Source organism: Spiribacter pallidus (assembly GCF_040838495.1).
In the GTDB taxonomy this organism is placed as follows: Bacteria; Pseudomonadota; Gammaproteobacteria; order Nitrococcales; family Nitrococcaceae; genus Spiribacter; species Spiribacter pallidus.
In genome coordinates this window covers 456,732-480,794 of the sequence record NZ_JBAKFM010000002.1, presented here as the reverse complement: position 1 = coordinate 480,794, position 24,063 = coordinate 456,732, and the positions used below count along the sequence as shown (strand labels likewise).

Here is a 24,063-nt window from a genome sequence, read left to right as displayed (position 1 = left end):
ATATCGGCCGCGGGTTGGCCATTACCCGGGGGATCGGCTCAGAGCAGCACCTTTTGCACCCCGCCATCGCGGGCTTTGTCGACAAACTGCCGGGACCAGTCCTCGCCGAGCAGATGACGTGCCATCTCGGTGACGATGTAGTCGGCCTCGACCCCCGTATCGGCCTGATAGCGCGACAGCCCCTGCAGACAGGCCGGACACGAAGTGAGCATCTTGGTGGTGCCTTTCTCGGCCACCGGCTGGCCGCTCAGCGCCTCGACGCCGGCATTGATCTCTTCTTCCTTGCGAAAGCGCACCTGGCTGGCGATATCGGGTCGGGCCACGGCAAACGTGCCGGCTTCGCCGCAGCAACGGTCGTTGAGCGACACCGGCTGGCCCATCAGTTGGCTGGCCACCGACTCACCCGCCTGGGTTTTCATCGGCGTGTGGCAGGGCTCGTGGTACATGTACTGCACGCCATCGACCCCGTCGAGTTTGTAGCCCTTCTCGAGCAGATATTCGTGGATGTCGAGCAACCGGCAGTCCGGGAAGATCTGCTGGAATTCGTATCGAAGCAGCTGGTCCATGCACGTCCCGCACGAGACCACCACCGTGCGGATGTCGAGATAGTTGAGCGTGTTCGCCACGCGGTGGAACAGCACCCGGTTTTCGGTGGTGATGGCCTCGCCTTTTTCGATATCGCCGGACGAGGTCTGCGGATAGCCGCAGCACAGATACCCCGGGGGCAACACCGTCCGGGCGCCGGCGTCATAGAGCATCGCCAGCGTCGCCAGACCGATCTGGCTGAACAACCGCTCCGAGCCGCAGCCGGGAAAGTAGAACACCGCCTCGGCCTCGTCGTCGGCCTTGTCCGGATCGGCGAGGATGGGCACGTAGCGCGGGTCCTCGGCGCCGAGCAACTGGCGCATGGTCTGGTTGGGCAGCCCCCCCGGCATGGGCTTTTTGACAAAGTGGATCACCTGCGCCGGGACGCCGGAGAGATCCCGGGTCGGTCGGGGCCGGCGTTTGACATCGCTATCGGGAACCGTGTCGCGGGTACCGGCGAGCTTGACCTGACGGGCAAGATAGTGGCTCAAGCGCTGCGCCCCGTAGCCCCATTCGATTAGCCCCTTGCGCATGACCTTGATGCGCTGGGCGTCCTGGATGTTGAGAAAGGCCATCGATGCCTTCGAGGCGATGCTCTCGCGCCGTTTGCCCTGCTTTTTGAGTGCATGGCGCATCTTGATGGTGACATCACCGTAGTCGATGTTCACCGGACAGGGGGTCACGCACCGGTGGCAGATCGTGCAGTGATCGGCGATGTCATTCATCTCGGCCCAGTGCTGGAGCGACAGCCCGCGCCGGGTCTGTTCCTCGTAGAGGAATGCCTCGATGAGCAGATTGGTCCCCAGGATCTTGTCCCGCGGCGAGTACCGAAGATTGGCCCGGGGGATATGGGTGGTGCAGACCGGCTTGCACTTGCCACAGCGCAGGCAGTCCTTGATATCGTCATTGAGCTCGCCAAGCTCGCTTTGCTCGAGGATCAACGCCTCCTGTTGGACCAGCCGCAGCGACGGGGTATAGGCACGGGCAAGCCCGCTACCACGAACGAGTTTGCCGCGATTGAATACCCCGTCGGGGTCGACTTCGGCTTTGTACTCGCTGAATCGCGCGACCTGCGCATCCTCCAGGTACTGGAACTTGGTCAAACCGATCCCGTGCTCGCCCGAGATGACGCCATCCAGCCGACGCGCCAGCGCCATGACCTCATCCACAATGTCATCCGCTTCTCGCATCATCTTGTAATCATTGGAATTAACAGGAATGTTGGTATGCACATTCCCGTCACCGGCGTGCATATGCAGCGCCACAAAAAGCCGTGACTGGCGGCCCGCCTGATGGATGGCCTCAAGCCGCCGTCGGACCGGCTCCAGGTCCCGGCCGTCGTAGATTTCGCCAAGCTTGGCCGCCACCTCGCGGTGATACGAGACCACCAGATCGCGTCTTAACAGCAGCTGCATCAGGGTATCGGCCTCGCCGATCACGTCGGCGGGCACGTCGGCCAGGCACTCCGGATGCCGCTTGGCCGGTTCATCAAGGGCCTCGCGCAGACGCAGCCAGCGGGCCTTGACCGCGTCGAGATGCGCCAGCGCCGCGCGGCGTTTTCGCTCCAGGATGCTGTCACCCTCGGCGCTTGCCGAGAAATCCTCGCGCGCCTGGTAGTCGGAGCGATCCTGGAGTTCGGTCATCGGCCCGCTCAAGTACGCCCGCACGGCATCGAGGATGTCGAGCTTGTTATCAAGGCTGCGACGGATATTGATGCGCTCGACCCCCTCGCTGTAGTCCGCGAGCCGGTCGATGGGGATGACCACATCCTCGTTGATCTTGAATGCATTGGTATGCGCGGCGATGGCGGCGGTGCGGCCGCGATCGGCCCAGAATGTGCGCCTTGCCTGCGCCGAGGCCGCAATAAAGCCATCGGCATCGCGCCGTTCGACCCGCTCGACCATGGCCTCGGCCGCCGCCTGACAGGCCTGCTCGTCGTCACTTGCGAGATCGGCCAGCAGCAACATCCGCGGTTTCTGCCCCCGATCCCCCTTGGGCGCATAATCCACCGCCCGGATATAGCGCTCGTCCAGGTGCTCGAGCCCGGCAAGCGCCACCGTGGCGTTGGCCCGCATATCGTCGATGATCTCGACAATCGCTGGCACCGCCTCGTGGAGATCACGGCCGTAGAATTCCATGCAGACCGTACGCATGTGCGCCGGCATCACATGGAGGATGAACCGGGCCGAGGTGATCAGCCCGTCGCAGCCTTCCTTTTGCACACCCGGCAAACCGCCAAGAAACTTATCGGTCACATCCTTGCCAAGCCCGGTGTGGCGCAGGCTGGCCCCCGGCATCGCAAGCACCCGGGGTTCGCCCACTGGCGTGCGGCCATCGGCGGCAAAGCGTGTGATCCTAAAACGCACTTCTTCCTGCTCGTGGATACGGCCCAGGTTGTGATCGAGCCGCTCGACCTCGACCCAGTGCGCGTCGGGCGTCACCATCCGCCAGCTCGCCAGATTATCCAGCGTCGTGCCCCAGAGCACCGCCTTTTTGCCGCCGGCATTCATCGCTACGTTGCCGCCGATGGTGCTGGCATCGCGCGAGGTCGGATCGACAGCAAAGACATAGCCGCTGGCATCGGCACGGTCCTCGACTCGCCGGGTCACCACGCCGGCCTCGGCCCGGATGGTCGCCACCGGGTCGGCCACCCCGGGGAGCTCGCGCATCTCCACGGCGCCGAGCCCCTCGAGTTTTTCGGTGTTGATGATCGCGCTGTGCTCTTCCAGGGGCACCGCCCCGCCCGTATAGCCGGTCCCGCCCCCCCGGGGGATGACCGTCAGCCCCAGCTCGACAGCGGCGGCCACCAGTCCGGCCATCTCGGCCTCGCTGTCCGGCGTGAGCACGACAAAGGGCACCGCCACCCGCCAGTCGGTGGCATCGGTCTGATGGGCGACTCGGCTGAGGCCATCAAAAGCGATATTGTGTTCGGCCGTGTGACGGGCAAAGCGCTTGCGGGCGGTACTGCGAAGCGCGGCGATGCGCGGGAACCACTCCTCGAATTCGTCCACCGCCTCGCGGCAGCGCTCGGCAAGCGCCAGCGCCTGTGTATTACCCTCGGCGCGCGCCTCGATCTGCTCGAGTCGATGTCGCATGGCCGCCACCAGCGCCTCGCGGCGCGCGCGGTTTTCGAGCAGATCTTCCTGGATGTAGGGGTTTCGATCCACCACCCATAGATCGCCGAGAACCTCGAAGAGCATGCGCGCCGAAATGCCGGTCCGGCGTTGGCCGCGCAGGGCCTCGATGATCGACCAGCCATCATCACCGAGATAGCGCTCGATGATCTCGCGATCCGAAAACGAGGTGTAGTTGTACGGGATCTCCCGTACCCGGGGCGTGGCGTTGGTCGCCATTGTCTGGGCTCCGTTGATCAGTCCAACCCCGATGGTACGGCAAATGCCCGGCGCTTACGCCATGATCGAGATCATGATCCGGTTGGTCGGGCGGCCGGATACTGTTATCCACAGCCCGAATATGAAACAATCCCGCGCGATTTCGGACCACCGAACCGCGATACAGATAAAGAGAGTAAAGCCCATGAGCACCATCCAGGTTCCCGCCGACGGCGCCCCTATCACCCTTGAAAACGGCGTCCTCAACGTCCCGGATAACCCGATCATCACCTACATCGAAGGCGATGGCATTGGCATCGACATCACCCCGGTCATGCACCGCGTGGTGGATGCCGCGGTTGAAAAGGCCTACGGCGGGCAGCGGAAGATCCACTGGATGGAAGTGCTCGCCGGCGAGAAGGCCAACAACGAGGTGGGGGCCTGGCTGCCCGATGAGACCGTCGAGGCCATCCGCCAGTATCTGATCTCGATCAAAGGGCCGATGACCACGCCCGTGGGCGGCGGCATCCGGTCACTCAACGTCGCACTGCGGCAGGTGCTGGATCTGTATGTCTGCCTGCGACCGGTGCGCTGGTTCAACGGTGTGCCCTCCCCGGTCAAGCACCCCGACCAGGTCGATATGGCGATCTTCCGCGAGAACACCGAGGATATCTACGCGGGCATTGAGTTCGAGGCGGGATCGGCCGAGAACGAACAGTTCAAGGCCATGCTGGCCGAGCAGTTCCCTTCGGCGTTCGCCAACATCCGTTTCCCGGATGAATGTGGCATCGGGATCAAGCCGATCTCCCGGGAAGGCACCGAACGTCTGGTCCGGGCCGCGATCCGCTATGCCATCGACAACAAGCGCCCCTCGGTGACCATTGTCCACAAGGGCAACATCATGAAATACACCGAAGGCGCATTCCGGACATGGGCCTATGAGCTTGCCGAGCGCGAATTCGCCGCCGAGACCTATACCTGGGCGGAATGGGAGCGCACCGTCGCCGAGAAAGGCCAGGAAGCGGCCAATGCCGAACAGGACGCGGCGGTCGCCGCCGGCAAGATCCTGGTCAAGGACTCGATTGCCGATATCACGCTGCAGCAGGTCCTCACCCGGCCCACGGACTTTGATGTCATCGCCACTATGAACCTCAACGGTGACTACCTCTCCGATGCGCTGGCAGCACAGGTCGGCGGCATCGGCATCGCCCCGGGCGGCAACATCAACGAGCAATCCGGCCATGCCGTTTTCGAGGCCACCCACGGCACCGCCCCCAAGTATGCCGGCAAGGACATGGTCAACCCCGGCTCGTTGGTGCTGTCCGCCGAGATGATGCTGCGGCATATCGGCTGGACCGAGGCCGCCGATCTGGTACTTGAAGGCATGGACGCGGCGATCGCCAGCAAGCATGTGACCTATGACTTTGCCCGCCTGATGGACGGCGCCACCAAGGTGAGCTGCTCGCAGTTCGGCGAGGCGATGATCAAGCGCATGCAGGGCTGAGCGGTCCGGGCTGGAGGCTGAACCCGTGCGCCGTAGTTTGCGCCCATCCCATCGGGGGGCCGCCGCTGCGGCGCAGTGCATTCATGATGGGTTCAGCCGTTACAACCAGCAGTTCCGACGGGTGACAAGCCGCGCCCGACGGCGCTTCGAGCAACGCGACTGGAAAGGCCAGATGGCGGACATTGCCGCCCGGGTCGAGCTCTACGAGACCTGGGCGCGTCGGACCGTTGGCCAGCTGCGCCGCGATCTGGGCGACGATTTCGCCGATCACGACTTCTGGCCGGCGGTTCGAGAGGCCTTTGGCCTGCGCGTCGAGGCCATGCCCGATGCGGGCTTTATGAAAACCTTTTTCAACTCCATCACCCGGCGTGTGTTCGGCACCCGCGGCGTGGATGCCACGGTGGAGTTCGTCCAGCCGCCGCCCGAAGAGGGCATCGAGTCGTTAACGATGCGCCGCTACCCCTGCTGGGGCGATCTGGATGAGGCCTGCAGCCGAATGCTCCGGGATTTTCGCTTTCGCATCGGCTATGCCGACCGCGACGGCGATGCCGCGGCAATCGCCGGCGAAATCCGTGGCCATTTCAGCGACGCCGATGCCCAGTGTCTGCGCCTTGAGTTCATCGACACGCATTTTTTCCAGGGCACCCGCGCCTACCTCGTCGGCCGACTGCGGATGCCCCGGGGCACCCAGCCCATTGTCATCGCGCTGCGCAACGACGATGCAGGCATCCGGGTGGATGCCACGCTCATCACCGAAGAGCAGATCGGGGTGGTGTTCTCCTACACCCGCTCCTACTACTTTGCCGACCCCACCTCGGTGGTGGCGGCCGTGCAGTTTTTGCATGACATACTGCCGGATAAGCCCATTGACGAGCTCTACACAGTGCTGGGGCGTTTACGCCAGGGCAAGACCGAGCGTTATCGATCGCTCACCCGGCACCTGCGGGCCACCGAGGATGCGTTCGTCCACGCCGCCGGTGAAGCCGGGTTGGTGATGATCGTCTTCACGCTGCCTTCGTTCAATCTGGTTTTCAAAGTGATGCGCGATGTTTTTCGCCCCCCGAAGACCACCACGCACGAAGACGTGCACCAGAGCTATCGACTGGTCTCACGCCATGATCATGCCGGCCGGCTGATCGATACCCAGCATTTTCGCAACCTGGAGCTGCCCCGGGCGCGCTTCAGCGAGGCCCTGCAGGAAGAGCTGTTCAGCCAGGCGCCGCGCACCGTCGGTGTAGACGGCGACCAGCTGGTGCTCAGTCATGTCTATGTCGAGCGACGGGTGCGGCCGCTGAATCTCTACGTCCGCGAGGTGGACGAGACCGAGGCCCGACGGGTGATCCTCGATTATGGCCGCTGCATTAAGGATCTCGCCGAAACCAACATATTTGCCGGTGATCTTTTGCTGAAAAATTTTGGTGTCACCAGCTCGGGCCGCGTGGTGTTCTACGACTACGACGAGGTGTTGCTGGTCACCGATTGCAATTTCTACGAACTGCCCGAGCCGGATGAGGATTTTCCACTCATGGATCATCCCACCACCCGGTTTGTCGGCGCCAACGACATCTTTCCCGAGGAGTTCATCCGCTTTCTGGCCATGCCCACGCATCTGCGCAGTCACTTCCTCGATGCCCACGCCGATCTGCTGACCCCCGACTACTGGCGAGATGTAAAACGTCGCCGCCAGGCCGGCGAGGTTGCCGAGATCGTACCCTATGCCCGGCAGTCCGTTGCGCCCCACCGCATCCGCTTGTAGTCGTTCGTTATAACCGAACGATTGCCACGAAAACTTCTATTTTTAATTCGCCAATCTTCCCGGCATGCTCCCGGTCAATCGCGGCACAGGCCGCGTTGTGGGCTGCAACAACCAGGAGAACGAAATGCGAAACGCTGCTGCCACCGCCCTTTCTGCTCAGGCCGAGCCCATTGCCGAGCCGGCTCCGGTCACCGTTGCCATGGGCGACGGCATTGGTCCCGAGATCATGGAGGCCTGCCTGCGGATCCTCGAGGCCGCCGGCGCCTCCCTGGCCATCGACGAGATCGACATCGGCGAGTCGGTCTACCGCGCCGGGCACAGTGCCGGCATTACCGACAGTACCTGGCAAAGCCTGCGCCACAACGGTGTTTTCTACAAAGCCCCCATCACCACACCGCAGGGCGGCGGCTACAAAAGCCTCAACGTGACGGTGCGCAAAAGCCTGGGACTGTTTGCCAATATCCGTCCCTGCCGGGCCTATCCGGCCTGTATCCCGACGCGCCATCCGGCCATGGACCTGGTGGTGGTACGCGAAAACGAAGAGGACCTCTACGCCGGCATCGAGCATCGCCAGACCGATCAGGTTTATCAGTGCCTGAAACTGGTCTCGCGCCCGGGCTGCGAGAAGATCATCCGCTATGCCTTCGAATATGCACGGGCCCACGGGCGTCGCAAGGTCAGCTGTTTTACCAAGGACAACATCATGAAAATGACCGATGGGCTTTTTCATGAGGTGTTCGATCAAATCGCCCCGGAATACCCGGAAATCGAGACCGATCACTGGATCATCGATATTGCCGCCGCCCGACTCGCGGACACGCCAGAGATATTCGACGTAGTGGTCATGCCCAACCTCTACGGCGACATCCTCTCGGATATTGCCGCGCAGATCACCGGATCGGTGGGCATTGCACCATCCGCGAATATCGGATCAAACGGGGCCATGTTTGAGGCCATCCACGGGTCTGCGCCACCGCTGGCGGGTCGCGACATCGCCAACCCATCCGGTCTGCTCCTAGCCGGCGTCATGATGCTTGTCCATCTACGCCAGCCCGAGGTGGCAGAACGCATCCACAACGCCTGGCTCGCGACCATCGAGCAGGGCATCCACACCGACGACATCCACCGTGCCGAGACCTCCCGCCATCGGGTCGGGACCCGGGGCTTCGCCGATGCAGTGATCGAGCGGCTCGGCACCGAGCCCGAGACGATGACGCCGGTCCGCTACAACGCCGATGCCGCCCCGGTGATCGCCCCGGAACCGCTGCCCCAGCGGGTCGCGGCGAAGACCCTGGTGGGGGTGGATGTCTTTGTCCATGCCACCGACACCGCCGAGGCGCTGGCCGGGACGCTGCGGCGCAATGCTGGCGACATCCTGGATTTGCAGATGATCACCAACCGCGGCGTCAAGGTCTGGCCCGACGGCCTACCCGAGACCTTCTGTACCGACCACTGGCGCTGCCGTTTCATGCCGGCCGACAGTTGCCCGGTCAACCAGTCGGATGTTGTCGCGCTGCTCGCAAGCCTGACGGAGGCCGGTGTGGATTTCATCAAATCCGAACAGCTCTACGACTTCGACGGCAAGCGTGGCTACTCGCTCGGTCAGGGGCAGTAGATCCGCGAGATGGGATTCGAATCCCGACGCTATTAGATACAAAAACGGCCCCGATCGGGGCCGCTTTTGTATCTGGCGGAGAGGGAGGGATTCGAACCCCCGGAGCCCGTGAGGACTCAACGGATTTCAAGTCCGCCGCATTCGACCACTCTGCCACCTCTCCACACCCTCTATTGTCGCCGCGCAGGTCCCCACGGACAAGGGCGGTGAGATCAGCCTCTCCGGTGGTCACGGAGTGCGCACGCTGCTTCCCGGACAAGCCCCGGGCCACGGTAGATAAAGCCGGTGTAGAGCTGGACCAGATCGGCGCCGGCCTCGATCTTCTCGAGTGCGTCATCGCCGCTCAAGATACCGCCGACGCCGATGATCGGCAGCCCGGGACCCGCGCGCCTTCGTATATCGGCAACCACGCGGGTGGATGGCTCGCGAAGCGGTGCACCACTCAGCCCCCCGCTCTCCTCGGCGTGGCGGGCACCCTCGACACCCTCGCGGGAGAGAGTCGTGTTGGTGGCAATGACCCCATCGACCCGGCATTCAAGCAGCGTATCCACCAACCCGGCGAGGGCCTCGGTTGCGAGATCCGGTGCGATCTTGACCAGTATTGGCAGTGGCTTGTCACGGTGGGCCAACAGTTCATCGCGCTCGGCCAGCAACCGCTCGAGCAGCCGCATCAACTCCTGGCCTGCCTGCAGCGAACGCAACCCGGGCGTGTTGGGCGACGAGATGTTCACCGTGATGTAGTCCGCGACGCCGTGGACGGCATTCAAGGCACGACAGTAGTCATCCGCCGCCTGCTCGAGAGGGGTGTCGCGGTTTTTGCCAATGTTCACGCCAAGCGGTGTGGACAACCGGCCGCGGGTTTGCTGGACGCGGCCGACCAGGTGGTCGACCCCGTTGTTGTTAAATCCCAGCCGGTTGATCAATGCCCGATGGCTGGGCAGGCGGAACAAACGCGGTTTGTCGTTACCCGGCTGCGGCCGCGGGGTCACCGTCCCGAGCTCAAGAAAACCGAACCCGGCCGCGGCTAGTCCTTGAAGATGATCGGCGTTTTTATCAAGCCCCGCTGACAGCCCCACCCGGTTCGGGAATCGAAGCCCCAGAACGCTGCAGGGGTCCGCGACACGGGCCGGCATAAGCCGGGCAAGCCCCAGCCGCGCGGCCAGGTCAAGCCCACCGAGGGCGATATCATGGGCGACCTCGGGCGGCAGGGCAAAAAGCAGTTGTCTTGCCAATGCATACATGGGGCCTCGACCTTCTCGGCACAGCTGCCTAGACTGCAGGAACAGGTGGATTCTAGCAGGAGGAACACCATGCGCCGGGTGGTTTTCAACCAAAAAGGCGGCGTCGGCAAGTCCACTATCACCGCCAACCTGGCTGCGATGGCCGCCGCGCGGGGGTTGGAGACCCTGGTTCTCGATCTCGACGCGCAGGCCAATGCCAGTCATTACCTGCTGGGCAAAGTCCCCGCCGCGGCGGATGAGACGATCGCCGGCTATTTCGAGGACACCCTCAGCCACCGCATCTACCCGCGCGAACTGGATACCGTCGCCCGGCCGACGCCCTACGCCGGCCTATCGGTGATCGCCGCCCATCCAGAGCTCGAGTACCTGCAGGGTCGGCTCGAGTCGCGCTACAAGATCTACAAGCTCCGTCAGTCCCTGGACGCGCTGGCGGGCTACGACCGGGTCTACATCGATACCCCACCAGCGATGAACTTCTACACACGTTCGGCGCTGATTGCCGCCGATCGATGCCTCATCCCGTTTGACTGTGACACCTTCGCGCGCCAGGCGCTGGACGATCTCATGCAGAGCGTCGTTGAACTGCGCGCCGATCACAACGACGGCCTGACCGTCGAAGGCATCATCATCAACCAGTTCCAGGCCCGTGCCCGTCTCCCCGCCGAGCTGGTCCGCTCGCTCGAGGATGCCGGTTATCCGGTCCGCACACCCTATCTGCCCGCATCGGTCAAGGTCCGCGAGTCGCATGAAAAAGCCCGCCCCCTCTGCCACCATGCACCGCGACATAAACTGACCGGCGCATTCAGCGCGCTCCATGACACGCTGGAGGCCCAGTGACCGATACCCTGCCGGCAACTGATGAGCGCCTCGCCGAGGCCATCGATACCTTTAATCCGCAACGGCTTTTGCTGATCACCGACCACCCACCGGCCCTGCCTCAGACGCGCCTGGATCACTGGGCGTATACCGGCCAACAGGCAAGCGATGCCATTGATGCCCTGCCATCGGTGGATTTGGCGATCATCGACGGGGATGCCGGCTTTCCCAGCGCCGCCGCCGCCATTCAGCTGGTGGGGCGACTGCGCGATGTCACCGCGACGCGCACACTGGTCATTGCCTCCTCTGCCCGGACAGGCGCGCTGCCCCGGGCCGAGCTCATTGGGCTGGGGCTGCACCGCTGGCAGGACAGCCGCGATCCGGACCGCCGGCGTCGGTGGTTTCATTTCGCGCTACAGGACTACAAAACCACACCCGACTGGCTGAATGCCCGTCACTGGGCCAACCCCGAACTCTGGGACAAGTTCCGTTGGTAACCCGCTTAATCGATGCCCAGGCCGTCCAGCCAGCCAAGCATCGCATCCGCCGGCGCCTGCCAGTCCGGCTCCAGCATCATGGCATGGCCCATCCCATCGAGGCAGCGATAGTCGGCATCCCAGCGTTCGGCCACCGAGCGGATTTCTGAGCGGCGAAAAAGCTGATCATCGCCGGCAGCGAGCACCTGAACGGGCACCGAAGGGTCGACGCGCCACGGCCGAGCATCGGCATAGAGGTGCATGTCAAAAAGAGCGCGCTGCGACTCGCGCTGGACCTTGCGTGTCAACGCGGCGACCTCGGTATCCGGCAACTGGTCCGAGAAGACCGCCCGCCGCGCCATATCGGCGTCGACCAGCCCGCTCCCGAATGTCTGCATCAACCCGAACTGCGCAAACATCAACGGCTCTGCCACCATCATTCGCAGGGTCGATCCGGCCAGCCCCTCCCGCGGAATGGGCGCCATGAGGACCGCCGCCGCGGCCGGGTGTTGCTCGAGATAGCGCTGCACCACCAGCGCCCCCATGGAGTGGCCGACCAGGACGGGGGCTGGCCCGGGGAGTGTCTCAACAACCGCGCGCAGATCGGCCACGTATTCACGAATGCCCGCGTGATCCAGCCGATCGCCGCCTTCGCTGTGGCCGTGGCCGCGAAGACTCGGAGCCACCACCGGATACCCCTGCCCGGCGAGATAGTCCATCCAGTGCCGCTGCCAGCACCAGGCCGCGACGAAGGCGCCATGGACCAGCACCACTGGTGTCCGTTTCGTTGACACGCCCCCGCGCGGGCGTTGTTCGCGCATTTCGAGCTTTGGACCGACCCGGGCGCCGGTTCGTGGTTCAGCGGTCGTCGTTGCCATTAGTTTCCCTAGCCTTGTCTTCCCGATAGGCTAGCAACTTCGTCCGGGATTTTCCGGCGCCGATCGATGTCATAGCCGTATGAACATGACAACCACGGCATACTCACAGCAGTCCGCAGGTGCAGTGGCGTTGCCTCGGTTGGTGGGCTGGCTGGCCGCGGCGCTGCTGCTGGCGGTCTCTCTGGGGGCCAGCGCGGCGGTCGAACCCGCACCCACCCATGCCAAGGCAAGCCAGGTGGTCGGCGAGCTGCTCTCGCGCTACCACTATCGCGACCAAGCCATCGACGATGCCACCTCGGCGCAGGTCTACACCGACTATTTCGACGCCCTTGACCCACAACGCTATTACTTTCTGGCCTCGGATATCACCGAGTTTGCCGAGCGTCGCCGGCGGCTCGACAACGAATTGTCAGCCGGCCGGCTGAATACCGCGTTTGTCATCTTTGAGCGCTACCGCCAGCGCGTTCGCGAGCGCACCGACCATGCCCTGTCGGTGCTCGAGGACGGACTCGACTTTGACACCGATGCCACCGTGGACCTGGATCGTGAAAACGCCGACTGGGCGGGCAGCACCCGCGCCCTCGACCGACTCTGGCGAAAAAGGGTCATCAACGATGCGCTCAGCCAGAAGCTTAACGGTCGTGAGCTCGACGCGATCCGCGAGTCCCTACGCAGCCGCTACGAGCGCCTGGCACGAACCCTGGATCAATACAGTGCCGAGGACATCTTCCAGGTGTTCATGAGCACCTGGGCGGCGGCCTTCGACCCCCACAGCAGCTATATGTCGCCACGCTCGTCCGAGAATTTCGACATCAACATGCGCCTGTCGCTCGAGGGCATCGGCGCACTTTTGAGCAGTGAAGGCGATTTTGTCGAAATCGTCGAGCTCATCGCCGGCGGGCCGGCCGAGGGCAGCGGCGAGCTCGAGGCCGGTGACCGGATTGTTGGTGTCGGGCAGCGCGCCGACGATATCCAGGACGTGGTCGGTTGGCGGCTTGGCGATGTGGTGGACCTGATCCGCGGGCCCAAGGGCTCGGAGGTGCACCTGCGCATCCTGCCGGCCGACGGCAGTGGCCGTGAACAGATGGTCACCCTGACCCGCAACACCATCGAGCTCGAGGAGCAGGCGGCCCAGGCCGAGGTGCGTGACGTCGAACGCGACGGTAAAACACTGCAGGTGGGTGTGATCGAGGTGCCGGCCTTCTATGCCGATTTCAGCGCCGCCAACGCCGGCGAAGAGGACTACCGCAGCACCACCCGGGATGTCCGCCGTTTGCTCGAGTCCGAGCAACTCGCCGGGATCGACGGGCTGGTCATCGATCTGCGCGGTAACGCCGGCGGATCGCTTGAAGAGGCAGTGCGCATGACCGGGCTTTTTATCGACGAAGGCCCGGTGGTGCAGGTGCATCGCAGCAACGGCCGGCGCGAGGTCCTGGGCGATACGGATGATCAGCCGGCGGTTTATGACGGGCCGATGGGGGTGCTGGTCAACGGCGCCAGCGCCTCGGCCTCCGAGATCTTTGCCGCGGCGGTCCAGGATTACGGCCGCGGTGTCGTCATGGGCGAACAAACCTTCGGCAAGGGCACCGTTCAGACCCTGATCGGTCTCGACCGCTTCGGGGTGGGCAGCGAGGCATACCCCAGCGGCCGGCTCAAGCTGACCATCGCCAAGTTCTACCGGATCAACGGGGCGAGCACCCAGCTCGAGGGGGTAACCCCGGATCTCTACATGCCCTCACCGACCCGCGACCATGCCATGGGCGAGCGCGCCGCAGACAACCCCCTGCCTTGGGATACCATTCAGTCGGCGGAGTTTGAGCGGTTGAGCCGTCTCGATGGCGTGATTAACGAACTGCGCCGGCGCCACCAGCGCCGGCTCGACACCGATCCCGCCCTGCGAAGCGTCGCCGCTGAGGCACAGCGGCTCTCCGAGCAGCGCGAACAAACCGAAGTCTCGCTCAATCGCGAGGTTCGGCGCGCCGAGATCGAGGCCAATGAGGCGGCGCGGCTGGACGCCATCAACGAACAGCTCGCCGCCTACGACCGTCCCCGCGTTGACTCGCTGGATGCGATCTCCGCTACCGAGCTGCCGGATGTCATTCGCGACGAGGCCGTGGCGGTGGTGGGTGATCTGATCCGCTTGAAGGCGGATGGCCAACGCGTGGCAAGCGACGGGTTGGTCGATCAGGCGGCCAGGTAGTCGATGATCAGTTGCAGGCGCTCCTCGCCGCGATAGCGATTGACATCGAGTCGGTAGACCGCCTCGATGTCGCCGGCCGGCAGCCGCTCATGGGTTTCGGCGGCGCCAAAGGCGATGGCATCGATCACCTGCCCCGGGCATTGCCGGGGGCGCAGGCGCATCTTGATATGGCGCTCACCGACGATCCGGGCGTCAACCACCGCGAATTGATCATAAAAGCACGGCTCGGGAAACTCTGCGCCCCACGGGCCGGCGCGCCGCAGGTGCTGTGCCTGGGCGAGGCTGAACTCATCGGCGGCTAACGGCCCGTCGGTGGTGATGACCGTCTGGGGCGGTACCGCCCCCAACCATTCACTGGCAATGGACTCGACCAGCCGGGTGAATGCATCGAGCTGCCCGGGTTTGAGCGTCATGCCCGCGGCCATGGCATGCCCACCGAAGCGTTCCATGAGCTGGCCATCGCTACGGGTATGGACGGCCTCGAGCAGATCCCGGATGTGCAGGCCATCCACCGACCGGGCCGAGCCTTTCAAGCGGCCCTCCTGATCCGGTGCCAGCGCAATCACCGCACGCCGGTAGCGCTCTTTCAGCCGCCCGGCGACGATACCGACCAGCCCCTGGTGCCAGCGCTCGTCGTAGACACACAGAATCGGCCCCAGATGGCGCTCGTCGCCAACCTCGCCGGGTTCCAGCGCATCCACCGCCTGCTCGCGCATGCCCTGCTCCAGCGCCCGACGCTCGCGGTTGAACGCCTCAAGGCGCTGGGCCCGCTCGGCCGCGGTATCCGGCGCCCGGGCCAGCAGCGTCTCGATACCGATCGCCATATCATCCAGTCGGCCGGCGGCGTTCAGGCGGGGCGCCACACCAAAACCCAAATCCGCGGCGTTGGCCCGGTCCCTGTCCCGTCCGGCGGCATCCATCAATGCCGCCACGCCCGCCGAGGCCTTGCCCGCGCGAATGCGACGCAGCCCCTGCTCGACCAAAAGCCGGTTGCAGTAATCAAGCGCCACCACATCGGCGACGGTGCCGATTGCCACCAGATCCAACAGCTCGGCCAGGGCCGGTTCCGGCCTTTGCGGCCCGAACCAGTCGCGCTCGCGGAGGACCGCCCGGGTGGCGAGCATCAAATAAAAGCAAACCCCCACACCAGCCAGATTGGGGGCGCCAAAATCGGGGGCATTCACGCGGGGATTGACGATGGCATCGGCGTTAGGCAGCTGTGGGCCCGGGAGATGATGATCGGTCACCAGCACCCCGACACCGGCCGCCTGCAACGCCGCCACGCCCTCGATGGCGCTGATCCCGTTGTCCACCGTCACCACAACTGCCGGGCGGCGCGCCATGATCGGTTCGACCAGCCCGGCCGAGAGCCCGTACCCATCGGCGAAGCGATTGGGCACTAAATAATCCACCTGGCCGGCGCCCATTGACGCCATCCCGCGTATCGCCACAGCACAACTCGTTGCGCCGTCGGCATCGAAATCACCCACCACCAGGATGCGCTCGTCGCGCTGAATCGCCTCGGCGAGCCGCTGTGCGGCGGCCTCCAGCTGGCCTAACCCCTCGGGCCGAGGCAGGCATTGAAGGCGGTAATCAAGCTCGGCCCGGTCCCGGATGCCCCGAGCGCGGTAGAGACGGTCGAGCAGCGGCGGCAGATCGGCATCCAGCGGGCCTTCAACGCCTGGATCGCGCTGGATGATCTCGACGGCGTCGTCGGTGGTGGTCATTGTTCGACCAACTGATCGGCAAGACGGGGTGGACGATGCCAGAAGCGCCAGCGATTGGCCCGGTGGATGCGGTACGCCCGGCCATTGCCCGTGTGCAGCAGAATCTCGGCATCATGCCGGCGCACCCAGGTTGTCAGAAGCGGAGCGAGATCGCGCTCGACCCATTGCAACGCCTCAAGCCAGCCAGCAATATCGCCGCCCAGCAGGGCCTTTTCGCTGCCATCAGCCACCACCAGATCGCGCATGCCCGGCATCGGCGGGCCGGCCTCGAGCGCCGTCAACGGCTGGTGCCCGATACCGCTCAGCCCGCCGATCGCCTCGAGCAGCGGGTTGTCGCCGATCAGCCGGTCAAAAGCCGCTGACAGTGGACCGGCAACCGCCCCGCCGTCCCAGAACCACAATCCGTTAATGGCAAGCCCGCCACGCCGGGCACGTTGCGTGTTGGTCGGATGATCGAAGAGCATCATTTGCGTTTCGTTCAATATCTGCCGCCAGCGCCGGAATTCGGACCCGCCCGGCAAGGCGGTATCCAGATACCGTCCGGTCACCTCGGCAAGCGCCGGCAGATTGGGCCCGGGCGGCGTCTCGGCGGTCAGCAACCACTCATCACCCGCCGGGGTTAGCCAAAGCCCGTCGTCGCCATACAACGCGTTGAATCGCTCGGCGATCCCCTGCCGATCGGCCGCATCCGGGCGGACCAGCTCTCCGGCGAAAAGCAGTAGCCGATCCCGATCCGGCTGCAAATGGGCCGGCGAGGCGCGGTAGTGAATCGCATCCCGGCTGCCCGGCCGCTCGGCCAGCATCGAGGCCAACAACCCCCCGGTTGGCTCGTTGATGCCCCCGACCCGGGCAATCAATGCCTCACTCGAGGGTGCGCTATGGGCCGGGCGATGTCGGCCCAGCGCGATGAGCCGCTGGAGATTGGGATACGGCCCGGTGTCCTGCACCGCGCCCGACGCACCGGCCGGGACCGGGCCGAAAAGCCCGGGGAGCAGGCAGGTGACCACCGGACGCGGCGCCATCGGCACCCTAGGCCATTTTGCCGAGGATCGCCTCACGCACGGCGCCATCGGTGGCATCCACCGTGCTGACCGCCGCCTCGGCATGGCGCTTGGCCACATCCGGATCCTTCAGACCGTGGCCGGTGAGCGTGCACACCACCGTGCTCCCTGGCTCAATATGCCCAGCCCGGATGTCACGAAGCGCGCCGGCGACAGACACCGCCGAGGCCGGCTCGCAGAAGATGCCTTCACGGCTTGCCAGCAACCATTGCGCCTCGAGGATCGCCTCATCATCGAATTCATCAAACCACCCCCCCGACTCACGGGAGGCGGTCAACGCATATTCCCAGCTCTGCGGGGCACCAATGCGAATGGCCGTAGCGATAGTCTCGGGCTGTTCCACCGGCCCACCGCGCAGAAACGGGGCTGAGCCGCTCGCCTGATAACCCAGCATCACCGGGCGATGGGCGACGGCATTCTGGTGATAGACACAATCGCCGTTGCAAAAGCCACAGGCCGCAGTCCCCGCAGCGCCCGGGGCGAGCGCCATTTCGCTGTAGCCCATCCAGTAGGCGGTGATGTTGCCGGCATTGCCCACCGGCAGACAGTGGTAGTCCGGCGCCCGGCCCAGCGACTCGCAGATCTCGAACGCTGCGGTTTTCTGCCCTTGCAGCCGATAGGGGTTGACCGAGTTGACCAGGCTGACCGGCGCCTGCTCGGCCATGGCCTTCACAATGCGCATGCCGTCGTCAAAATTGCCACGAATCTGCAGCACTTCGGCGCCGTGCATGATGGCCTGGGCAAGCTTGCCCATGGCGATCTTGCCATCGGGGATCAGCACGAAGGCCTTGATTCCGGCTCGTGCCGCATAGGCCGCCGCCGAAGCCGAGGTATTGCCCGTCGAGGCGCAGATGATCGCCCGACTGCCCTCATGGACGGCTTGGGTGACCGCCGTAGTCATGCCCCGGTCTTTGAACGAACCGGTGGGATTGAGCCCCTCGTATTTGACATAGAGCGCCACCTCGCCCGGCAGATCCGCTACTAGGTGGTCCAGCCGGATGAGCGGGGTGTTGCCCTCGCCCAGGCTCACCGCAGGGGCGTCGTTGTCGATGGGCAGGCGATCGGCGTAGCGGCCGATCAACCCAGTGTAGCGTCCCGACGCGCTCATGTCAGCGTCTCCACACGAATGCGTGTAATGCCGCCATGGATGGCCTCCATGGCCTCGATCTCGCCGCAGGCGCGATCCATCAGCGCCTCCCGGACGCGGTGGGTGAGCATAATCACTGGCACGGTCTCGGCGCCGGCGGCGGGCTGCTTCTGGATCACCGCCTCGATGCTGATGCCCAGATGGCTGAGGATGCCGGTGATCTCGGCGAGCACACCGGCCTCGTCCTGCGCCTCGACCCGCAGGTAATAGGCGGTCTCGACCGAGGCCATGCCCACGGCCGGCTCATCCGAGAGCGAATGCGCCTGGAATGCCAGATAGGGCACGCGGTTTTCGGGCTCGAGGGTGAACTCGCGCACCACATCCACCAGATCGGCCACCACCGCCGAGGCCGTCGGCTCTGCTCCGGCACCGGCGCCGTAGTAAAGCGTCGGCCCGAGCGGGTCGGCGTTGACCATCACCGCGTTCATCACCCCATCAACACTGGCAAGCAGCTGACGCTCGGGCAGCAGCGTCGGGTGGACACGCAGCGCGATCCCGTCACCCTCACGACGGCAGATGCCCAGATGCTTGATGCGAAACCCAAGCTCCTGGGCATAGGCCACATCATCGGTGCTGATCTGCCCGATCCCCTCGGTGAAGACCTTGTCGAACTGCAGCGGAATGCCAAAGGCGATCGAGGCCAGGATGGTGAGCTTGTGCGCGGCATCGATGCCTTCGACATCAAAGGTCGGGTCGGCCTCGGCATAGCCCAGGCGCTGCGCCTCGGCCAACACATCGCCGAAGGCGCGGCCGGCATAGAGCATCTCGGTGAGGATAAAGTTGCTCGTGCCATTGATAATGCCAGCAAGCCATTCGATGCGGTTGCCCACCAGCCCTTCACGAACGGCCTTGATGATCGGGATCCCACCGGCGACAGCGGCCTCGAAGCCGACGGTCACGCCATTGTCCCGAGCGCGGGCAAAAATCTCGTTGCCATGCAGCGCGATCAACGCCTTGTTGGCCGTCACCACATGTTTGCCGTTGTCCAGCGCCCGGAGGATGAGTTCCTTGGCCAGCGTCTCGCCGCCGATCAGCTCGACCACGATCTCGATCTCGGGGTCGTCCACCAGCGCGAAGGCATCATAGTCGAGCTGGATGTTCTCGGTACTGCACGTCCGCGGCCGGTCCGGGTGCCGCGCGGCGGCGCGGACCACATCGATTGGACGACCGGCCCGGCGCGTGATCTCGTCGCGATTGCGCTCGAGCAGATTGACCGTCCCGCCCCCGACGGTGCCCAGACCCAGTACTCCTACCTTCACCGGCTTCAACTGCCTGTCTCCTTTTTGTGGTTCAGCCATGACCGTCCTGCCTGAACATCTGTTTGATGCCGCGAACGGCCTGTCGGGTGCGATGCAGATTCTCGATCAGCCCGAATCGCACGTATTCATCGCCATACTCGCCGAAACCGATCCCCGGCGAGACCGCCACGCCCGCCTCGCTCAAGAGCTTTTTGGCAAACTCGAGCGAGCCCATTTCGCGATACGGCTCGGGGATGCGCGCCCAGACAAACATCGTCGCCCGGGGCCGTGTCACCGGCCAGCCCGCCGCCTCGAGCCCATCACACAGCACATCACGACGCGCCTGATAGGTCTGGCGGATTTCGGTGACGCACTCCTGCGGGCCCTCGAGGGCATGGATGGCGGCGACCTGGATGGGCGTGAACATGCCGTAGTCCAGGTAGGACTTCATCCGTGCAAGCGCCGCGATGACCTTGTCATTGCCGCAGAGAAAGCCGACCCGCCAGCCGGGCATGTTGTAGCTCTTCGACAGCGAGAACGACTCGACGGCCACCTCGCGGGCGCCCGGCACCTGCAGGATCGACGGCGCCTGATAGCCATCGTAGACCAGATCGGCGTAGGCAAGGTCATGGACCACCCAGATGCCATGCTCGCGGCAGATCGCCACCACCCGCTCGAAGAAATCGAGCTCGACACACTGCGTGGTCGGGTTGGCCGGAAAATTGAGGATCAGCATCTTGGGCTTGGGCCAGGTGTCTTTAATCGCCTTTTCCAGCTCGGTAAAGAAATCGCCCCCCTCGACCAGCGGCACGTGGCGAATGTCCGCACCGGCGATGACCACCCCATACGGATGGATGGGATAAGCCGGGTTGGGCACCAGTACGGCATCGCCGGGCCCGAGTGTGGCCAGCGCCAGATGGGCCAGCCCCTCCTTCGAGCCGATGGTGACAATCGCCTCGGTCTCCGGGTCGAGGGCTACGTTATAGCGGCTGTGATACCAACGGGTGATCGCCCGGCGCAGCCGCGGAATCCCGCGGGACATGGAATAGCGATGGGTATCCGGGCGCTGGGCCGCTTCGGTGAGCTTGTCGACGATATGGGGTGGCGTCGGCAGGTCGGGATTGCCCATGCCGAAGTCGACGATATCCTCGCCCCGCGCCCTCGCCTGTGCCTTGAGTTCGTTGACGATGTTGAAGACGTAAGGGGGTAGGCGCTTGATGCGCTGGAATTCCTCGTTCAAGGCGATCACCTGGGCCAGTTTTCAGGTCGGGCCCGGCAAAGGCCCCCGCTGTGCTCATGATAACCGCTGAACGCTAAATCTGCCCCCTTTTCCTGTCAACTTATTGCCGCTGTCGGCCATCCACCGCTATGGTAGCCGCCATGCAGATCAGCCTCGACAGTCCCGACGGCGCTTACCGCATTCTCGGCTACGACAATGGCGTGGTGCGGATCAACGACGGCGCCTACAGCGTTAGTCTGATCGTCGCGCCCCAGACCCTGGTCACCGACTGGGGCCCGCGGGCGGTGGGCGAACTCAGCGATCGGCACATGAACGCCATCCGCGAACTCGACCCCGAGGTGGTGCTGCTTGGCACCGGCAGCGCGCAGGAATTTCCCGCCCGCGAGCTGATGCGCGATTTCCTCCAGGCCGGCGTGGGCATGGAAGTTATGGACACCGCCTCGGCCTGCCGGACCTACAACCTGCTCATGAGCGAGGGCCGCCGGGTGGTTGCCGCGCTGATCATCGACGCCGCGGCGTCAGGGTAGATAGTCAGTCGGATTCACCGGGCTGCCCTGCTCGCGGACCTCAAAATGCAGCTCGCCGGGATGGTTGCCGGCGCTCCCCATTCTTGCAATCGCATCCCCGCCGCTGACCCGGTCACCCTCGCTCACCAGCACCGTGCGGTTGTAGCCATAGGCGGTGAGAAAACGCTCGTTGTGCTTGACGATGACAAGATTGCCGTAGCCCCGCAGACCGTTGCCGCTGTAGACCACCTCACCATCACCCGCGGCGCGCACCGTGGTGCCGGGCTCGGCGGCAATGGTAATCCCCTGTTTGCCAAGCGCATTGGCGTTAAAACGCCGCACCACCTGGCCTTCCACCGGCCATTGCCAGGCCACCGGGCCACTCGGTGCCGAGCTGCGTATCGCGGTCGAACCGCCACGGGAGCCGTCACTGCCACTCGTGCCACCGCCGTCAGCGCGGGCCTGCCTGTCGGCGCCCCCGGGGCGCAGGCTGAGCCGCTGGCCGACATAGATCACATAGGGTGGGTCGATATCGTTCCAGCGCGCCACATCCCGAAAGTCCAGCCCGTAGGCCCAGGCGATCTGATAGAGGGTATCGCCCGATTCGACCACATGGCTTGCCGGCGTCCCACTGCGCACACTGGCCTCGCGCAGCGCCCGGTCGCTGGCGTAGTCGAACTCGCTGCAGCCGATGAGCAAAACGACAAGGACAAGCCCCAGGCCACGCCGAATCACAACGAAAGCAACCCCACCACCATGATCAACAACATCACCGTCACCCAGCCGATGCGCTCGATGTAGCGCCGCAACCAGGGCTCAAGCCGCGGGCCGCCCCAGGCCAGTAGCCCCGCAACCAGATAAAACCGTGCCCCGCGACCGATCAATGAGGCCAGCACAAACGGCCACCAGGCAATGGCCATGGCCCCACCGGCAATGGTGAAGACCTTGTAGGGGATGGGGGAAAACCCCGCCACCAGCACCACCCAGAATCCCCAGGTCGCGAACCAGCTTCGCGCGGTTTCGTAGGCATCGACATAGCCGACGTCGACAATCACCGGCAAGACCATCTCCAGCGCCAGATAACCGATGCCATAGCCAAGCATGCCGCCCAACACCGATGCCAGCGTGGTGATGGTGGCAAACCGCATGGCGCGACCGGGCCGCGCCATGCTCATGGGGGCGAGCATCACATCCGGCGGGATGGGAAAGAATGACGACTCGGCAAAGCTCAGTGCGCCCAGCAACCAGGGCGCGCGGCGGTGGGCCGACCATCGCAGAACAAGACTGTAGAGCGTGCCAAACACGCCCACTACTCGAGCCCGTCCAGCATGGGGACAAAGCTCACCGCTTCGATGTCCTCGGTCTCGATCGCCCCCTCGACACGGCGATGGATACGAAGCGCCTGGGATTCGCCGCTGCCCACCGGCGCCAGCAACTCACCTTGCTCGGCGAGCTGATCGAACAACGTCTGCGGGATCACCACCGGCGCGGCGGTGAGCAGAATGGCATCGAAGGGCCCCGCCGCCGGCCAGCCCTCGTGCCCGTCGCTGAGGCGCTGGCGGATGTTGCGGATATCGAGTTGCCGAAACAGCGCTCGACTGCGCTCATAAAGCGCACGGATGCGCTCGACGGTATGAACCCGATCCACCAGCGCGGCCAACACCGCCGCCTGGTAGCCCGATCCGGTGCCGATCTCGAGCACCCGACCCGGGATGCGGTGGCGGATGAGGATTTCGGTCATGCGCGCGACCACGAACGGCTGCGAGATGGTCTGCCCATGCCCGATGGGCAGGGCGGTGTCCTCGTAGGCCCGTGAGGCCAGTGCCTCGTCGACAAACAAATGCCGGGGGATCTGGCGAATGACGTTGAGCACATGGACATCGCGAATGCCGGCGTCACCCAGACGCCCCGCCAGCCGCTCCCGGGTGCGCCGCGAGGTCATCCCGATGCCCTGACGGCGGTGGCGGTCCATCAATCCACCCCCCGGATCCAACCGGCGATCTGATCGAGCGCGGCGTAGCGGGTCAGATCCACTTCGATTGGCGTGACCGAGACAAACCCCCGGGCTACGGCATTGAAGTCGGTCCCCGGCCCGGCGTCCTGCTCCTCACCCGGCGGGCCAATCCAGTAGATGGTCCGCCCCTTGGGATCCTGATCACGTATGGCCGCCTCGGCCCGATGCCGCTGGCCAAGCCGTGTCGCCTCCAGCCCCTGGATCTGCGACCAGGGCCGATCGGGGACATTGACGTTGAGAATGGTATCCGCCGGCAGTGGTTCGTCATGCAGCCGCTGTATCAGCCGCCGCGCCACCTCGGCGGCGGTCTCGTAGTGGGTGGGGTGATGGCCCGCCAGCGAAATCGCGATCGCTGGAAGCCCCAGTGACCGACCCTCCATCGCCGCCGCTACGGTACCGCTGTAGAGGACATCATCGCCCAGATTGGCCCCGGCATTGATGCCCGAGACCACCATGTCCGGCAGCGCATCCAGCAGCCCGGTGATGGCAAGATGCACACAGTCGGTGGGGGTGCCCTCGATGCCGTAGACACCGGCTTCGGCATGATCGAGGCGAATCGGCCAGTCCAGGGTCAGCGAATTGCTGGCCCCGCTGCGGTCACGCTGCGGGGCGACGACCGTTACCGAGGCGCGCTCTCGAAGCGCTGCCGCCAATGTCCGGATACCGGTGGACCGGTAACCGTCATCGTTGCTCACCAGGATATTCATCGGTTGCGCTTGTCTCCCTG

Annotated in this window: 19 protein-coding genes and 1 tRNA gene; 7 read left to right on the top strand and 13 right to left on the bottom strand. The window is 64.7% G+C overall.

All coding sequences use genetic code 11. The features are described 5' to 3' along the window. Positions 1 to 38: 38 nt before the first annotated feature. Complete coding sequence (locus V6X73_RS05715; protein WP_367958548.1) at positions 39 to 3,938, bottom strand: DUF3683 domain-containing protein; 3,900 nt, start codon at positions 3,936 to 3,938, stop codon at positions 39 to 41. A 184-nt stretch (positions 3,939 to 4,122) separates the two neighbouring features. On the opposite strand from V6X73_RS05715, the gene icd reads away from it, so the two are divergent. From icd to V6X73_RS05700, 3 genes are all read left to right on the top strand, one after another. Next, complete coding sequence (gene icd, locus V6X73_RS05710) at positions 4,123 to 5,421, top strand: NADP-dependent isocitrate dehydrogenase (RefSeq protein WP_367958549.1); 1,299 nt, start codon at positions 4,123 to 4,125, stop codon at positions 5,419 to 5,421. Between the two features lie 25 nt (positions 5,422 to 5,446). Further along, positions 5,447 to 7,177, top strand: a complete 1,731-nt coding sequence (gene aceK, locus V6X73_RS05705; RefSeq protein ID WP_367958551.1) for a bifunctional isocitrate dehydrogenase kinase/phosphatase — start codon at positions 5,447 to 5,449, stop codon at positions 7,175 to 7,177. Positions 7,178 to 7,301: 124 nt separating this feature from the next. After that, positions 7,302 to 8,792 (top strand): NADP-dependent isocitrate dehydrogenase, encoded by a 1,491-nt coding sequence (locus V6X73_RS05700; RefSeq protein ID WP_367958552.1) that lies wholly within the window; start codon positions 7,302 to 7,304, stop codon positions 8,790 to 8,792. A 73-nt stretch (positions 8,793 to 8,865) separates the two neighbouring features. On the opposite strand, the gene V6X73_RS05695 is transcribed toward V6X73_RS05700, so the two are convergent. Then, positions 8,866 to 8,955, bottom strand: a tRNA-Ser gene (locus V6X73_RS05695). A 49-nt stretch (positions 8,956 to 9,004) separates the two neighbouring features. Further along, the gene (locus V6X73_RS05690) at positions 9,005 to 10,033 is read right to left on the bottom strand and encodes a quinone-dependent dihydroorotate dehydrogenase (RefSeq protein ID WP_367958554.1); all 1,029 of its coding nucleotides are present in this window, start codon (positions 10,031 to 10,033) and stop codon (positions 9,005 to 9,007) included. Positions 10,034 to 10,102: 69 nt separating this feature from the next. Here V6X73_RS05690 and V6X73_RS05685 point away from each other — a divergent pair, with 69 nt between their 5' ends. Next, positions 10,103 to 10,870, top strand: coding sequence for a ParA family protein (locus V6X73_RS05685; RefSeq protein WP_367958555.1), 768 nt, complete (start codon positions 10,103 to 10,105; stop codon positions 10,868 to 10,870). Next, on the top strand, positions 10,867 to 11,346 hold the full coding sequence (locus V6X73_RS05680; protein ID WP_367958557.1) for a DUF6231 family protein: 480 nt from the start codon (positions 10,867 to 10,869) through the stop codon (positions 11,344 to 11,346). Before V6X73_RS05685 ends, V6X73_RS05680 begins: the two co-directional genes overlap by 4 nt. A gap of 5 nt (positions 11,347 to 11,351) precedes the next feature. On the opposite strand, the gene V6X73_RS05675 is transcribed toward V6X73_RS05680, so the two are convergent. After that, a complete protein-coding gene (locus tag V6X73_RS05675; protein ID WP_367958558.1) occupies positions 11,352 to 12,203 on the bottom strand; it encodes an alpha/beta hydrolase in 852 nt (283 codons plus the stop codon). Between the two features lie 85 nt (positions 12,204 to 12,288). On the opposite strand from V6X73_RS05675, the gene V6X73_RS05670 reads away from it, so the two are divergent. Continuing rightward, on the top strand, positions 12,289 to 14,403 hold the full coding sequence (locus V6X73_RS05670) for a carboxy terminal-processing peptidase (protein ID WP_367958559.1): 2,115 nt from the start codon (positions 12,289 to 12,291) through the stop codon (positions 14,401 to 14,403). Here V6X73_RS05670 and recJ read toward each other — a convergent pair. Genes recJ through alaC form a run of 5 tightly spaced genes read right to left on the bottom strand, consistent with a single transcriptional unit; the run spans position 14,388 to position 20,816 of the window. Beyond that, on the bottom strand, positions 14,388 to 16,130 hold the full coding sequence (recJ, locus tag V6X73_RS05665; RefSeq protein ID WP_367958560.1) for a single-stranded-DNA-specific exonuclease RecJ: 1,743 nt from the start codon (positions 16,128 to 16,130) through the stop codon (positions 14,388 to 14,390). The genes V6X73_RS05670 and recJ overlap by 16 nt on opposite strands. Continuing rightward, positions 16,127 to 17,152, bottom strand: a complete 1,026-nt coding sequence (locus tag V6X73_RS05660) for a hypothetical protein (RefSeq protein WP_367958561.1) — start codon at positions 17,150 to 17,152, stop codon at positions 16,127 to 16,129. Before V6X73_RS05660 ends, recJ begins: the two co-directional genes overlap by 4 nt. A gap of 7 nt (positions 17,153 to 17,159) precedes the next feature. Continuing rightward, complete coding sequence (thrC, locus tag V6X73_RS05655) at positions 17,160 to 18,299, bottom strand: threonine synthase (RefSeq protein ID WP_367958562.1); 1,140 nt, start codon at positions 18,297 to 18,299, stop codon at positions 17,160 to 17,162. After that, positions 18,296 to 19,606, bottom strand: coding sequence for a homoserine dehydrogenase (locus V6X73_RS05650; RefSeq protein WP_367958563.1), 1,311 nt, complete (start codon positions 19,604 to 19,606; stop codon positions 18,296 to 18,298). Before V6X73_RS05650 ends, thrC begins: the two co-directional genes overlap by 4 nt. Before the next feature lie 22 nt (positions 19,607 to 19,628). Beyond that, entirely contained in the window at positions 19,629 to 20,816 is a 1,188-nt protein-coding gene (alaC, locus tag V6X73_RS05645) for an alanine transaminase (protein ID WP_367958564.1), read from the bottom strand. A 140-nt stretch (positions 20,817 to 20,956) separates the two neighbouring features. Between alaC and V6X73_RS05640 the strand changes: the two genes are divergently transcribed. Then, positions 20,957 to 21,343, top strand: coding sequence for an Mth938-like domain-containing protein (locus tag V6X73_RS05640; RefSeq protein ID WP_367958565.1), 387 nt, complete (start codon positions 20,957 to 20,959; stop codon positions 21,341 to 21,343). Here V6X73_RS05640 and V6X73_RS05635 read toward each other — a convergent pair. The 4 genes from V6X73_RS05635 to surE are packed head-to-tail and all read right to left on the bottom strand — an operon-like array spanning position 21,335 to position 24,043. After that, complete coding sequence (locus V6X73_RS05635) at positions 21,335 to 22,057, bottom strand: peptidoglycan DD-metalloendopeptidase family protein (RefSeq protein WP_367958566.1); 723 nt, start codon at positions 22,055 to 22,057, stop codon at positions 21,335 to 21,337. The genes V6X73_RS05640 and V6X73_RS05635 overlap by 9 nt on opposite strands. Further along, positions 22,054 to 22,632 carry a YqaA family protein gene (locus tag V6X73_RS05630; RefSeq protein WP_367958567.1) on the bottom strand — a complete coding sequence of 193 codons (579 nt, stop codon included), beginning with the start codon at positions 22,630 to 22,632 and terminating at the stop codon, positions 22,054 to 22,056. The genes V6X73_RS05635 and V6X73_RS05630 overlap by 4 nt, the downstream gene beginning before the upstream one ends. Beyond that, positions 22,632 to 23,294: a protein-L-isoaspartate(D-aspartate) O-methyltransferase gene (locus V6X73_RS05625; protein WP_367958568.1), complete on the bottom strand. Its 663-nt coding sequence runs from the start codon at positions 23,292 to 23,294 to the stop codon at positions 22,632 to 22,634. The genes V6X73_RS05630 and V6X73_RS05625 overlap by 1 nt, the downstream gene beginning before the upstream one ends. Continuing rightward, positions 23,294 to 24,043, bottom strand: a complete 750-nt coding sequence (gene surE, locus V6X73_RS05620) for a 5'/3'-nucleotidase SurE (protein WP_367958569.1) — start codon at positions 24,041 to 24,043, stop codon at positions 23,294 to 23,296. Before surE ends, V6X73_RS05625 begins: the two co-directional genes overlap by 1 nt. Positions 24,044 to 24,063: the final 20 nt, after the last annotated feature.